The organism is Serratia sp. CMO1, from assembly GCF_015689115.1.
GTDB lineage: Bacteria > Pseudomonadota > Gammaproteobacteria > Enterobacterales > Enterobacteriaceae > Serratia > Serratia marcescens.
Genome location: NZ_CP065032.1, coordinates 1,834,017 through 1,847,020, shown reverse-complemented (window position 1 = coordinate 1,847,020; position 13,004 = coordinate 1,834,017). Strand labels below are relative to the sequence as shown.

Here is a 13,004-nt window from a genome sequence, read left to right as displayed (position 1 = left end):
ATTATTGATTTTATGTTTCCTAAAGTTTAATTATTGCAGCCAGCCAATCGGTAATCGAAGGAAACAGGATGCTCTGGAAAAATACCGCCGATCGTTTCGGCCATGTGTCAGTGTTGATCCACTGGCTGGTGGCGCTGACGGTGTACGGCATGTTCGCACTTGGCCTGTGGATGGTCACGCTGGGCTATTACGACGTCTGGTACCATCAGGCGCCGGAGATCCACAAAAGCATCGGCACGCTGCTGTTCATCGTGATGGTGATCCGCGTGGTCTGGCGCTTTGTCTCGCCGCCGCCCAAACCTCTGGCCAGCTATGGCCGCCTCACTCGCGTCAGCGCTATTCTCGCGCATCTGGCGCTGTACGCCGTGCTGTTCGGCATTCTGATCAGCGGCTATCTGATCTCCACCGCCGACGGCCAACCGATCAGCGTATTCGGCTGGTTCGACGTGCCCGCCACCGTCACCGGCATGGCGGAACAGGCCGACACCGCCGGCGCCATACACCTTTACCTGGCCTGGGCCGTGGTAGTGCTTTCGGTACTGCACGGGCTGGCCGCGCTTAAACATCACTTTATCGATCGTGATGTCACTTTGAAACGGATGCTGGGTAGCAGCGCCGATTAACCTTTGGATTTATGGAGATTGCTATGTTGAAAAAGACCGTATTGGGCCTGACCGCAGGCGCCCTGCTGCTGAGCGCCGGTTCCGCACTGGCGGCGGACTACAAGATCGACAAACAGGGCCAGCACGCCTTTATCGAGTTCCGCATCCAGCACCTGGGCTACAGCTGGCTGTACGGCAGCTTTAAAGACTTCGACGGCGGCTTCACCTTCGACGAGAAAGATCCGTCCAAGGACAAGGTTAACGTGACCATCAATACCGCCAGCGTCGACACCAACCACGCCGAGCGCGACAAGCACCTGCGCAGCGCCGAGTTCCTCAACGTGGAGAAGAACAAACAGGCCAAGTTTGAATCCACCGAAGTGAAGAAAAGCGGCGACGGTTATGCGGTGGTCGGCAACCTGACGCTGAACGGCGTGACCAAGCCCGTCACGCTGGACGCCAAACTGATTGGCCAGGGCAACGATCCGTGGGGCGGCTACCGCGCCGGCTTTGAAGCCAACGGCAAGATCAAGCTGAAAGATTTCGGCATTACCACCGATCTGGGCCCGGCGTCGCAAGACGTTGAGCTGATCATCTCCGTAGAAGGCGTGCGCGAGAAATAAAAAAAAGCCCGGCTTGGCGGCCGGGCTTCTCATTTGCCCAGGCTCAGCGGGCTGGGCCTTCTTCTTCCGGTGCCGGAATGTGCATCGTGGTCTGCAGCAAGCCTTTCGACTTATTGAAGATCTTGACGCCATTTTCGCGGCCTGCACGGCGCGCGCGCTGCTCTTCGCGCGGCAGCTTCAGCTCTTCGCGGCAAATCTCGCTACAGCATCCTTCAAACTTGGCGGCGCAGCTCGGGCACTGAATGAACAGCAGATGGCAGCCGTCGTTCTTGCAGTTGGTATGGGTATCGCACGGCGCGCCGCACTGGTGGCAGTTGGCGATCACATCGTCAGAGATGCGCTCGCCCATGCGCTCATCGAACACGAAGTTTTTGCCGATAAACTTCAGCGGCAACCCCTGTTCTTTCGCTTTGCGGGTGTACTCGATAATCCCGCCTTCCACGTGGTAGATGTTTTTAAAGCCGTTGTGCAGCATATAGGCGCTGGCTTTTTCACAGCGAATGCCGCCGGTGCAGTACATGACGATATTCTTGTCTTTGCTATCCTGCAGCATCTCCACCGCCATCGGCAGCTGATCGCGGAAGGTATCCGACGGCACCTCGATGGCATTTTCGAAGTGGCCGACTTCGTACTCATAGTGGTTGCGCATATCGACAAATACCGTATTCGGATCGTCGATCATCTGATTGACGCGCTCGGCCTGCAGATACTCGCCGACGTTGCTCGGATCGAAGCTCTCGTCATCGATGCCGTCGGCCACGATGCGCTCACGCACCTTGAGGCGCAGCACCCAGAAGGATTTGCCGTCGTCTTCCAGCGCGATATTCAGGCGGACCTGATCCAACGCCGGGTGCGAGGCGAACAGCGCGGCTTTGAACGCGTCGAAGTGATGCTGCGGCACGCTGATCTGCGCGTTGATGCCCTCTTTCGCCACGTAGATGCGGCCGAACACCTTCAGTTTTTCGAACTGAATGTACAGGCTGTCGCGAAACGCCTTGGGATCGTCGATGGAGAAGTATTTGTAAAAAGAAACTGTGGTGCGCGGCTCGGTTTCCGCCAGCATGCGCGCCTTCAGTTCCTCATTAGAAATTCGGTTATGTAACACTGGCATGGTGTACTTTCCTGTCTTTCGGGAGGTGACTGATTACCGCGCGCAGCCAGCAGGCCCGCGCGCGGCGCACATCATACCCGAAAAACCGCCGCCGCGCAGCCCTGGCGCAAGCGCCCCGTTCAGCGTCCGCCGCCTTCGGTAAACGCGGAAGCCACCATACCGAGCGCCATCATCACGCCGGCAAGCGCCAATATCGCGTTCATCTGCAAATGTGCGCCGACGCTGCCGACCGCCGCGCCCAACACCAGCAGCCCCGCACTGATCCATGGTGCCAACATATTTACCCTCTGAATAATTACCGACAATAATATCGCCATTATCTTTGGCAGGAAAGATTGTGGAAAAATTCGGCATTCAATGCATATTTAACGCTCAAAAAGGGATTTTAATGCGTTGTGTTTTCCCGGATCGCCAGAAAAATGCCACAATAGTCGCAAACAAACGGCAGAAACGAACCTTGCCGCCGAGTTCACCCGGCTGCCAGACCGTGCGATGACGCTGTCATTACACTTAAACAACCGTATTCAAACAGAGAACCCATGACTCAAGTTCCTACTTTCAATCGCTCCTTATTGCACCCGCGCTACTGGCTGACCTGGGTCGGCATCGGCTTGCTGTATCTGCTGGTGTTGCTGCCTTACCCCGTCATCTACTGGCTCGGCACCTCGATTGGGCGATTTTCCATGCGCTTTCTCAAGCGGCGCGTCGCTATCGCCCAGCGCAACCTCGAGCTCTGTTTTCCCGACATGCCGCAGGCCGAACGCGATGCGCTGGTGGTAAAGAATTTCGAATCGGTCGGCATGGGGCTGTTTGAAACCGGCATGGCGTGGTTCTGGCCCAACTGGCGCATCGAGCGCTGGTTCAAGGTCAGCGGCCTGGAGCATATCCAAAAAGCGCGCGACAACCAGCAGGGCGTGCTGCTGATTGGCCTGCACTTTTTGACGCTGGAGCTGGGCGCGCGCATCTTCGGCATTCACAACCCGGGCATCGGCGTTTACCGCCCGCACGACAACAAGCTGATGGACTGGCTGCAAACCTGGGGGCGCATGCGTTCCAACAAGTCGATGCTGGATCGCAAGGACGTCAAAGGCATGATCCGCGCCCTGAAACAGGGCGATATCATCTGGTATGCGCCGGATCACGACTACGGCCCGCGCAGCAGCGTTTTCGTGCCGCTGTTCGCAGTGGACAAAGCCGCCACCACCACCGGCAGCTATGTGCTGGTGCGAATGGGTAAACCGGCGATCATTCCGTTCACCCCGCGCCGCCTGCCGGACGGCAAAGGGTATGAGCTGATCATGCAGCCGGCGGTGGAAAACTTCCCGCTGGATAATGAACTCGACGCCGCCGCCTTCATGAACAAAGTGGTGGAAAAAGAGATCCTGATGGCGCCGGATCAATACATGTGGCTGCATCGCCGCTTCAAGACCCGCCCGGAAGGCGAGCCTTCGCTTTACTGATAAAACCAACCCGCCGCCGGCGGGTTTTTTATTGCGTGCCTCTTGAGAATCGCCGGCGAGGGTGGGATGGTAATGCCTTTGCCGCCACCCCCTGGAGCCGCTATGTACATTGTCAGCCTGACCTACCATCGCCCGATCGCCGACGTCGACAGCCACCTTGACGGGCACATCGCCTGGCTTAAGAAATATTTTCAGGACGGCACCTTCGTCGCTTCCGGCCGCAAGAATCCCCGCACCGGCGGCGTGATCCTGGCCAAAGGCATTGAGCGTGCGCAACTGGACGCCATCCTGGCCGAAGATCCGTTCAACGCCGTGGCCCACTACGAGGTCACCGACTTTAGCGCCACCACCACCGCTGCCGGTTTCGAGGCGCTGGCCGGCTTATAAAACGCTGTAAATTCCGCGCGCCAAGCGCGGAATAAGGTTTAAACGTCATTTTTAAAACTTTATTTCATTTTTCGCCCAATCTTTGTCCCCTCATTTGCCGTCGCCGCGCTTGCGGCGCATACTTACCAGGCTAACTTTTCACGTTTTGCCCCTTCATCTTTGCCACCGGCAAAACGCGTCACCTTTCGGCAATGGACATTTATGGCTTCGGCAGCAGAACCCGTTAACTGGAAACGCAACCTTTTCGTCGCCTGGCTGGGATGCTTTCTCACCGGCGCCGCCTTCAGCCTGGTGATGCCGTTTCTGCCGCTGTACGTAGAGACGCTGGGCGTAACCGGCCATCAGGCGCTCAACATGTGGTCCGGTCTGCTGTTCAGCATCACCTTCCTGTTTTCCGCTATCGCCGCGCCGTTCTGGGGCGCCCTGGCCGACCGACGCGGCCGCAAACTGATGCTGCTGCGTTCGGCGCTCGGTATGGCGATCGTCATGGCGCTGATGGGCATGGCGCAAACGGTCTGGCAGTTTCTCGCGCTGCGTGCGGTGCTGGGGCTGCTCGGCGGGTTCATTCCCAACGCCAACGCGCTGATCGCCACCCAGGTGCCGCGCAACCGCAGCGGCTGGGCGCTCGGCACCCTGTCTACCGGCGGCGTCGGCGGCGCGCTGGTCGGCCCGCTGATCGGGGGGCTGCTGGCCGATTTATACGGCCTGCGCCCGGTGTTTTATATCACCGCCGCGGTGCTGTTCGTCTGCTTCGTGCTGACATTGCTGTATGTCAAAGAACAATTCACCCCGGTGCAAAAGCGCGACATGTTGCATGCAAAACAGGTGTTCGCTTCGCTGAAAAACCCGAAGCTGGTGCTCAGCCTGTTCGTCACCACCATGATCATCCAGATCGCCACCGGCTCGATCGCGCCGATCCTGACGCTGTATGTGCGCGATTTGGCCGGCGCCACCCACAATTTGGCGTTTATCAGCGGGCTGATCGCCTCGGTGCCCGGCGTCGCGGCATTGATGAGCGCCCCGCGGCTGGGCAAGCTGGGCGATCGCATCGGCCCGGAACGCATACTGGTGTTTATGCTGATCGTCTCAGTGCTATTGCTGATCCCGATGGCGTTCGTGCAAACGCCGTGGCAGCTCGGGGTGCTGCGTTTTCTGCTGGGGGCGGCCGACGGCGCGTTGTTGCCGGCGGTACAGACGTTGTTGATTTACAACTGCACCAATCAGGTAGCCGGCCGAATCTTCAGCTACAACCAATCGTTCCGCGACGTCGGCAACGTCAGCGGTCCGCTGCTCGGCGCCGCAGTCTCCGCCGGCTACGGTTTTCGCGCGGTCTTCGCCGTCACCGCTTTAGTGGTGCTGTTCAACGCCGGTTATTCCTGGTGGTGTCTGCGGCGGCGGCCGGGCTATTTGCGGGAAGACACGCTGCAGGAAGAGCAATAGCTGCATTTATCGCCAGTTGCCTCCGTTGGCCAGATCAATGGCGCATTTCCCCCACTTTTAATAATGCCTCCTTCGGGCTGGCGTATTTTCGCCCCATCCAGAACATTCTTATTCCAACGCTTTGTTTATCAACAATTAATTAACTTTCAGCGCATAAAACCCGCTGTCAATCATATTCCTGTCATAACCAACAGAAAAACCAGAAAAGGAGATGCTTGTCGACTTTTCGTCTAAAAAATGGGATACAGGTACTAGACAAAACCAACGACCAGTTATCAAATGGTTAAATAATATCACGCCAGATGTGAAACATCGGCCAAGTGAAGAAAAGGTCAGCACGCTTTCCACGGTTTATCAGCGTTGCAGCCGCGGTGTTTGTCGGGTAATCCGCATTGGGCGGATCGCCTTCATTAAATACACATACATACCACAGTACGGGCTGCAGCCTTGCAGCGCCTTTTATTGGGAAATCGTTATGCAATCCTCTGTCAATAAGTCAGAAAGCCGGACCTTCTTCGGCCATCCCTATCCGCTGGGTTCTCTGTTCTTCACCGAAATGTGGGAGCGTTTCTCGTTCTACGGCATCCGTCCGCTGCTGATCCTGTTTATGGCCGCCACCGTGTACGATGGCGGTCTGGGTCTCGCGCGCGAGAACGCGTCGGCGATCGTCGGCATCTTCGCCGGCAGCATGTACCTGGCGGCACTGCCGGGCGGCTGGCTGGCGGACAACTGGCTCGGCCAACGCAAGGCCGTCTGGTACGGTTCGATCCTGATCGCGCTCGGCCACCTGTCGATCGCCCTGTCCGCGGTGATGGGCACCAATCTGTTCTTCATCGGCCTGATGTTCATCGTGCTCGGTTCCGGCCTGTTCAAAACCTGTATCTCGGTGATGGTCGGTACGCTGTACAAAAAAGGCGATGCGCGTCGTGACGGCGGTTTCTCGCTGTTCTACATGGGCATCAACATCGGCTCGTTCATTGCCCCGCTGATCTCCGGTTGGCTGATCAAGTCACACGGTTGGCACTGGGGCTTCGGCATCGGCGGTATCGGGATGCTGGTGGCGCTGGTGATCTTCCGGGTGTTCGCCGTCCCGGCGATGAAACGCTATGACCGCGAAGTGGGCCTGGACTCCACCTGGAACAGCCCGGTAGCGAAGAAAAAAGGCGTCGGCGCCTGGTTGCTGGCGCTGGCGGTCATCCTGGTGGCGGTCATCGTGCTGATCGCTCAGGGCACCATCGTCATCAATCCGGTCGAAGTGGCCAGCATGCTGGTGTACGTGATCGCTGCGTCGGTCACCCTGTACTTCATCTATCTGTTCGCCTTTGCCGGCCTGAGCCGCAAAGAGCGCGCACGCCTGCTGGTGTGCTTCATCCTGCTGATCTCCGCTGCGTTCTTCTGGTCGGCGTTTGAGCAAAAACCGACCTCGTTCAACCTGTTCGCCAACGATTACACCAATCGCATGATTGGCGGCTTCGAGATCCCGGCGGTGTGGTTCCAGTCGATCAACGCCCTGTTCATCATCCTGCTGGCGCCGGTGTTCAGCTGGGCCTGGCCTGCGCTGGCACGCAATAACGTGCGTCCGAGCAGCATCACCAAGTTCGTGATCGGTATCCTGTTCGCCGCCGGCGGTTTCGGCCTGATGATGTTGGCCGCGCAGAATGTGCTGAGCAACGGCGGCACCGGCGTATCGCCGATGTGGCTGGTGGGCAGTATCCTGATGCTGACGCTGGGTGAGCTGTGCCTGAGCCCGATCGGGCTGGCCACCATGACGCTGCTGGCGCCGGAGAGAATGCGCGGTCAGATGATGGGACTGTGGTTCTGCGCCAGTGCGCTGGGCAACCTGGCGGCCGGTCTGATCGGCGGTCACGTCAAGGCCGACCAACTGGATATGCTGCCGGATCTGTTCGCCCGCTGCTCAGTCGCGTTGCTGATTTGCGCCGCCGTGCTTATCGTGCTGATCGTGCCGATTCGCCGCATGCTGGAAAATACCCAGTCCAAGAACGCGCAAAAACCGGCGACTAACGCCTGACGGATAGCCCGTTTTATCTCGCAAACCGGCGCTCGATGCGCCGGTTTTTTTATGCTTGCCAGGCCTGATGCTGCAATACCACCCGGTAGCCATCGGGATCTTCAAAGGTTTGCCCCGCCCGATCCCAATAAGGATTATAGGCGGCGACCGCCAAGAACCCCGTCGCCCGCATCCGCTCACACGCGGCCCGCCATGCGTTCTCATCCGGCAGATAAAATACCAGCAGATGATCCTGCGTCGGCGCCTGCCCGACCCGCACCCCGCGGTGCTGCGTGAACTCCAGATGGTAGGCATGCTGCGGATGCCCGATCATTATGCCGTCGAACCCCTGATGATCGACAAACTCGCCCAGCTTTTCGAAACCCAGCCCGCGGCAATACAACGCGGCAATTTCCTGCAACCGATCGGTCGGGCGCGCGATGCGCAACACCGCTTTGGCTATCGACATGTACGCCTCCGCCTCATGATAATGTCATACAGCGCCATGCCCGCCAGCATCGCCAGCAGGAACGGCCATACCCGGCCTATCGCCACCCCGGCCAACACCCAGGCCGGGCCGGGGCAAATGCCTGCGATACCCCAGCCGATGCCGAACAGCGCGCTGCCGGCCAGCAAACGGCGATCCACACACCCGGCGGCCGGGATCTGCAACGTTTCCCCCAACAGGCTCCGTTCGCGTCGCCGCGCCCACAGGAAGGCCGGCGCCGCCACCGCGATCGCCCCAGCCATCACCAGCGCCAACGAGGGATCCCACATGCCGGTAACGTCGAGAAACGCCAACACCTTGGCCGGATTGGCCATGCCGGCAATAATTAACCCCAGACCGAAAATCACGCCGCTCAGCAGCGCCAACAGCGTTTTAAGCATTTTCACCCCCCCAACGTGTGGCGCATCAGCCACACGGTCATAAAGCCCAGCAGCATAAACAACGCCGTGGCGGCCAGTGAACGCGGCGCCAACCGCGCGACGCCGCACACGCCGTGCCCGCTGGTGCAACCGCTGCCCAATCGAGTACCCAAGCCCACCAACAGCCCTGCGGCCGCCAGCCAGCCGTTGCCAACCGAGATCTCACCGGGCGGCAACGCCGCAGCGGCAGCATACAGCCAGGGAGAGAGCAGCAACCCGCCAATAAATGCGGCGCGCCAGCCCCCCTCCCGGCCGCCCACGCTCAATAAACCGCCGGTAATGCCGCTGATACCGGCGATCCGGCCATTGAACAGCAGCAGCAGCGCTACCGCGCCGCCGATAATGGCCCCGCCCGCCAACGCGGAATACGGCGTGAAGTGCTGCCAGTCAATGGTCATCGCGGTTCTCCGGCTGTGGGCAATACAGTTGATACAGGGTCGTGAGCAGCGCCAGCGCTTTGGCATCGGCCACCGCATAGTAAATCTGCTTGCCGGCTCGCCGGGTGGAGACCAACCCCTCCTCGCGCAGCACGCCAAGCTGTTGGGACAGCGTCGGCTGGCGGATATCCAGCGCCTGCGCCAGCTCGCTCACCGCCATCTCGCCCTGACTGAGCCTGCACAGTAACAGCAGCCGATCTTCGTTGCCCAAGGTACGCAGCATCGCACCGGCCTGCGCCGCCGCCTTGCGCATCGCATCAATATCCATTGCCCCTCCATCAGTTTATAAAATTATATAATATAATTTTATAAACCATTTTGCCGTGCCGCGCCACAGACTGGTGTGAAACAACGCCGCATGGCATGCTGTCTTCCCCCTTTTGCCGCGCGGAGCCTGCTTACGATGCTGTTGTTTCACGACGTTCTGCCGCCCGATCGGCCTGTACGGCCATTAGCCAGAGATTATCGCCACGGCGACAGCGAGCCGGACCACTACCATAACTGCGCGCAGCTGATTCACAGCCTGAGCGGCGTGGTGCAGGTCACGACCCGGCTCGGCAGTTGGGTGGTGCCGCCCGGCCGCGGCGTCTGGGTGCCGGCGAAAGTGGTGCACAGCCTGCGTATCACCGGCCAGGTGGCCGCCAGGACGTTGTTCGTCGATCCGTTGGCGCGCGCCGATCTGCCGGCCCAATGCCAGGTAGTGCAGGTTTCCCCGCTGCTGCGCGAGTTGATTATCTGTGCGATGGAAATTGCGCCCGGCTATCCAAGCGGCGGGCGCGATGAGCGCGTGATGGAACTGATTCTGGATGAGTTGCGAATGCTGCCGATTCTGCCGCTGCACCTGCCGGAACCTCGCGAAGCCTCGCTGCTCGCCCTGTGCCGCCATATCCAGGCCACGCTGGCGCAACCCTGGACGCTGGAACAGGCTGCCGCTCATCTCAGCGTCAGCGGACGCACTCTGTCGCGGCGCTTCCAGCGAGAAACCGGGCTGCATTTTAGCGATTGGGTGCGACGCGCCCGTTTGCTGGCGGCATTAAACGCGCTGGCGACCGGCCGCTCGGTGTTGGAAGTGGCGCTGGATCTCGGCTATGACAGCCCCAGCGCGTTCAGCGCCATGTTCCGCCGGCTGCTGGGAGTAGCGCCCAGCGACTATTTCAGCCGGACTGCACCGACGTTGGCGCCAGATAGCGCCCGGCGACGTTGAACAGCGCCTGCAGCGAGGCGCTGGCGGAGTCGGCGTCGATGCCAACGCCGTAAGTCGCCTCACCTTGCGGCAGCGTACAGCGAATATAGGCCACCGCTCGGCTATCGCTCTGATGTCCCAACGTATGCTCGTGATAATCCTCGATCGCCAGCGACAAGCCGAAGCGCTGACGCAGCGCATCCACCGCGCTGGAAAGCAGACCGTTGCCGGCCCCCTGCAGGCGCAGTGGCTCTCCCTCGCAGGCAACTCGCGCGTTGAAGCTGTAGGCCTCTACCCCATGGCTTTCCGTTTGGTAGCTTAACAGCTGCAAACGCGGCTGCTCCACCAGCCCGTAAGTATCGCGGAATAAACGCCACAGCTGCGCGCCGCTCATTTCTTTGCCGCTGCCGTCGGTCGCGCGCTGCACCACTTGGCTGAAATCAATCTGCAAACCGCGCGGCAACGCCAACCCATGATTCTGTTCCAACAACCAGGCGGCGCCGCTTTTGCCGGACTGGCTGTTGACCCGGATCACCGCTTCATAGCTGCAACCGACATCGGCGGGATCGAGCGGCAGGTATGGCACCTGCCAGCGGCCATCTTGCCGCCGCCGTTGCGCGGCGAAACCTTTCTTGATCGCATCCTGATGCGAACCGGAAAAGGCGGTAAACACCAACTCGCCGGCATAAGGATGGCGAGGATGCACCGGCAGCTGATTGCACTGCTCCACCACCTCCACCACCTGCTTCAGGCGGCTGAAGTCCAGACCCGGCGCTACGCCCTGGGTATAGAGATTCAACGCCAGCGTGACCAGATCGACGTTGCCGGTGCGCTCTCCGTTGCCGAACAGGCAGCCTTCGACCCGATCGGCGCCGGCCAGCAAGGCCAGCTCCGCACAGGCCACGCCGGTGCCGCGATCGTTATGCGGATGCACGCTGATCGCCACATCGGCGCGACGGCTGAAGTGCCGGCAAAACCATTCGATCTGATCGGCATACACGTTGGGCGTGCTCACTTCCACCGTCGCCGGCAGGTTGATGATCATCGGCCGCTGCGGCCCCGGCTGCCAAACCTCCGCCACCGCTTCGCAGATCTCCAGCGCGAACTCTAACTCAGTAAAACAGAAGGTTTCCGGCGAATACTCGAAGCACCAGGCGGTATCGGGCTGTGCCTCGCACTGCCGGCGGATGCGCCGCGCGCCGTTCACCGCCAGCGCCACGGTGGCGGCCTTATCCTGGCGGAACACGATATCGCGAAACATCGGCGCCGTGGCGTTATACAGATGCACGATAGCCCGCGGCGCCCCCTGCAGCGCCTCGAAGGTGCGATCGATCAGATCGTCGCGCGACTGCGTCAGCACCTGGATCGTGACGTCGTCCGGGATCAGCCGCTCGTCGATCAGCGCGCGTACAAAGTCGAAATCCGTTTGCGACGCCGAAGGGAAAGCCACCTCGATCTCCTTGAAACCGCACTGCAACAACAATTGATAGAATTCGCGCTTGCGCGCGTTATCCATCGGCTCCGCCAGCGCCTGGTTGCCGTCGCGCAGATCGCTGGAGCACCAGCGCGGCGCCTGCCTCAGCGTACGCGCAGGCCATTGGCGGTCCGGCAACGCCACCGGCGGGAACGGTCGGTATTTGCTTGAAGGGTCGATTAACATGGGCTTCTCCTGACGCCAGAGTGAACGATGCGTCATTATTTCCCGCCATCGCCTCCTCTTCTCCCGCTTTGCGGACAACCATCGTCGCAAAGCGGACAACAAAAAAATTTGCATCCTGCGCCAGTGAGACAACAATTAGTTTTGACGTTTCCCCCACCGCACCGGCAGTGCGCCGGACGCTTTACTCTCATTGTCAACGGAGGCGAACATGAGCCTGTATGCAACCCTGGAAGAAGCCATCGAGGCCGCACGCGAAGAGTTTATCGACACCGCCGAAGGCGGCAGCGGTGACGAGCCGCCGGTGCCCCAGCAGTTCAATCTGCAAAAGTACGTGATGCAGGATGGGGACACGATGTGGCAGGCGGAGTTCTTCGAAGAAGAAGGAGAGGCGGTGGAATGCCTGACGCTGCGCAGCGGTGCGGCGGCACAGGCGATCTTCGACGGTGACTACGACGAGGTGGAAATTACCGCCGAGTGGATAGATGAAAACACCCTGTACGAATGGGAAGAAGGCGACTTTCAGCTCGAACCGCCGCTGGATACCGAAGAAGGCCAGGCCGCAGCCGATGAGTGGGATGAACGTTAACCCGCGCCGCGCTTTCATCGCCAAGGAGGCCGCATGATTATTCGCCGGGCCCGCCCTACCGACTACCCCGCCATTTTGCAGCTACAGGGGGAAAACGTGCCGGAAGCGCTCGACGAGAGCCAAAAACGGCAGGGATTTATCGTATCGCGCATGAATGAGGCGCAGCTGGCGACGATCAACCGCGGCATCGGCATATGGGTGGCCGAACAGGAGAACCAACTGGCGGGGTTTGTTTGCCTGATGCCCGCCGACGCGCAACCGCGGCCGCCGGTGGTGGATGCGATGCTGGCGACGCTCGCCACGCAATCCTTCGCCGGACGGCCGCTGAGTGAGCAACGGGTGTTTCTCTACGGCCCCGTTTGCCTCGCCGCCGCCTGGCGCGGCAAAGGCGTGCTGAAGCGCCTCTACGCCGCGGTCAAAGCGCACACCCGCGATGATTACGACGTGGGCGCGTTGTTTATCGACGACGACAATCCGCATTCGTTGGCCGCTCACGTGCAAGGGCTGGGGATGACGGCGCTGGCGCCTTTCCATTGCGGGCAGAAAGGCTATCAGATGGTGGTGTTCGCCACCCGCTGAA

The 13,004-nt window shown here is 60.2% G+C and carries 16 protein-coding genes; 9 read left to right on the top strand and 7 right to left on the bottom strand.

What is annotated here, in order from left to right; genetic code table 11:
- The first annotated feature begins 68 nt into the window (after positions 1-68).
- Together IT763_RS08740 and IT763_RS08735 are read left to right on the top strand one after the other, a co-directional pair.
- A complete protein-coding gene (locus tag IT763_RS08740) occupies positions 69-623 on the top strand; it encodes a cytochrome b (RefSeq protein ID WP_016928207.1) in 555 nt (184 codons plus the stop codon).
- A 23-nt stretch (positions 624-646) separates the two neighbouring features.
- On the top strand, positions 647-1,225 hold the full coding sequence (locus tag IT763_RS08735) for a YceI family protein (protein ID WP_016928208.1): 579 nt from the start codon (positions 647-649) through the stop codon (positions 1,223-1,225).
- 43 nt (positions 1,226-1,268) lie between these two features.
- On the opposite strand, the gene IT763_RS08730 is transcribed toward IT763_RS08735, so the two are convergent.
- Together IT763_RS08730 and IT763_RS08725 are read right to left on the bottom strand one after the other, a co-directional pair.
- The gene (locus IT763_RS08730) at positions 1,269-2,336 is read right to left on the bottom strand and encodes a rhodanese-related sulfurtransferase (protein WP_016928209.1); all 1,068 of its coding nucleotides are present in this window, start codon (positions 2,334-2,336) and stop codon (positions 1,269-1,271) included.
- A gap of 119 nt (positions 2,337-2,455) precedes the next feature.
- Positions 2,456-2,614: a hypothetical protein gene (locus IT763_RS08725; protein WP_016928210.1), complete on the bottom strand. Its 159-nt coding sequence runs from the start codon at positions 2,612-2,614 to the stop codon at positions 2,456-2,458.
- Positions 2,615-2,875: 261 nt separating this feature from the next.
- Between IT763_RS08725 and IT763_RS08720 the strand changes: the two genes are divergently transcribed.
- From IT763_RS08720 to IT763_RS08705, 4 genes are all read left to right on the top strand, one after another.
- The gene (locus IT763_RS08720; RefSeq protein ID WP_015377426.1) at positions 2,876-3,796 is read left to right on the top strand and encodes a Kdo(2)-lipid IV(A) acyltransferase; all 921 of its coding nucleotides are present in this window, start codon (positions 2,876-2,878) and stop codon (positions 3,794-3,796) included.
- 102 nt (positions 3,797-3,898) lie between these two features.
- Positions 3,899-4,183, top strand: a complete 285-nt coding sequence (locus IT763_RS08715; protein ID WP_016928212.1) for a YciI family protein — start codon at positions 3,899-3,901, stop codon at positions 4,181-4,183.
- A gap of 201 nt (positions 4,184-4,384) precedes the next feature.
- Positions 4,385-5,623: a multidrug efflux MFS transporter MdtG gene (gene mdtG / locus IT763_RS08710; RefSeq protein ID WP_049300566.1), complete on the top strand. Its 1,239-nt coding sequence runs from the start codon at positions 4,385-4,387 to the stop codon at positions 5,621-5,623.
- A 475-nt stretch (positions 5,624-6,098) separates the two neighbouring features.
- Positions 6,099-7,652: a peptide MFS transporter gene (locus IT763_RS08705; protein WP_206195348.1), complete on the top strand. Its 1,554-nt coding sequence runs from the start codon at positions 6,099-6,101 to the stop codon at positions 7,650-7,652.
- 49 nt (positions 7,653-7,701) lie between these two features.
- On the opposite strand, the gene IT763_RS08700 is transcribed toward IT763_RS08705, so the two are convergent.
- Genes IT763_RS08700 through IT763_RS08685 form a run of 4 tightly spaced genes read right to left on the bottom strand, consistent with a single transcriptional unit; the run spans position 7,702 to position 9,263 of the window.
- Entirely contained in the window at positions 7,702-8,100 is a 399-nt protein-coding gene (locus IT763_RS08700; protein WP_206195347.1) for a VOC family protein, read from the bottom strand.
- Positions 8,091-8,519, bottom strand: coding sequence for a DUF6691 family protein (locus IT763_RS08695; protein ID WP_206195346.1), 429 nt, complete (start codon positions 8,517-8,519; stop codon positions 8,091-8,093). Before IT763_RS08695 ends, IT763_RS08700 begins: the two co-directional genes overlap by 10 nt.
- Before the next feature lie 2 nt (positions 8,520-8,521).
- On the bottom strand, positions 8,522-8,956 hold the full coding sequence (locus tag IT763_RS08690; protein ID WP_049300563.1) for a YeeE/YedE family protein: 435 nt from the start codon (positions 8,954-8,956) through the stop codon (positions 8,522-8,524).
- Positions 8,946-9,263, bottom strand: coding sequence for a helix-turn-helix transcriptional regulator (locus IT763_RS08685; protein ID WP_016928218.1), 318 nt, complete (start codon positions 9,261-9,263; stop codon positions 8,946-8,948). Before IT763_RS08685 ends, IT763_RS08690 begins: the two co-directional genes overlap by 11 nt.
- Positions 9,264-9,398: 135 nt before the next feature.
- Between IT763_RS08685 and IT763_RS08680 the strand changes: the two genes are divergently transcribed.
- A complete protein-coding gene (locus IT763_RS08680; protein ID WP_016928219.1) occupies positions 9,399-10,199 on the top strand; it encodes a helix-turn-helix transcriptional regulator in 801 nt (266 codons plus the stop codon).
- Here IT763_RS08680 and leuA read toward each other — a convergent pair.
- Positions 10,150-11,838 (bottom strand): 2-isopropylmalate synthase, encoded by a 1,689-nt coding sequence (gene leuA, locus IT763_RS08675; protein WP_206195344.1) that lies wholly within the window; start codon positions 11,836-11,838, stop codon positions 10,150-10,152. The genes IT763_RS08680 and leuA overlap by 50 nt on opposite strands.
- Positions 11,839-12,046: 208 nt before the next feature.
- On the opposite strand from leuA, the gene IT763_RS08670 reads away from it, so the two are divergent.
- Together IT763_RS08670 and IT763_RS08665 are read left to right on the top strand one after the other, a co-directional pair.
- A complete protein-coding gene (locus tag IT763_RS08670; protein WP_004927872.1) occupies positions 12,047-12,424 on the top strand; it encodes a MysB family protein in 378 nt (125 codons plus the stop codon).
- Between the two features lie 33 nt (positions 12,425-12,457).
- Positions 12,458-13,003 (top strand): GNAT family N-acetyltransferase, encoded by a 546-nt coding sequence (locus IT763_RS08665; protein WP_206195342.1) that lies wholly within the window; start codon positions 12,458-12,460, stop codon positions 13,001-13,003.
- The last annotated feature ends 1 nt before the right edge of the window (position 13,004 follow it).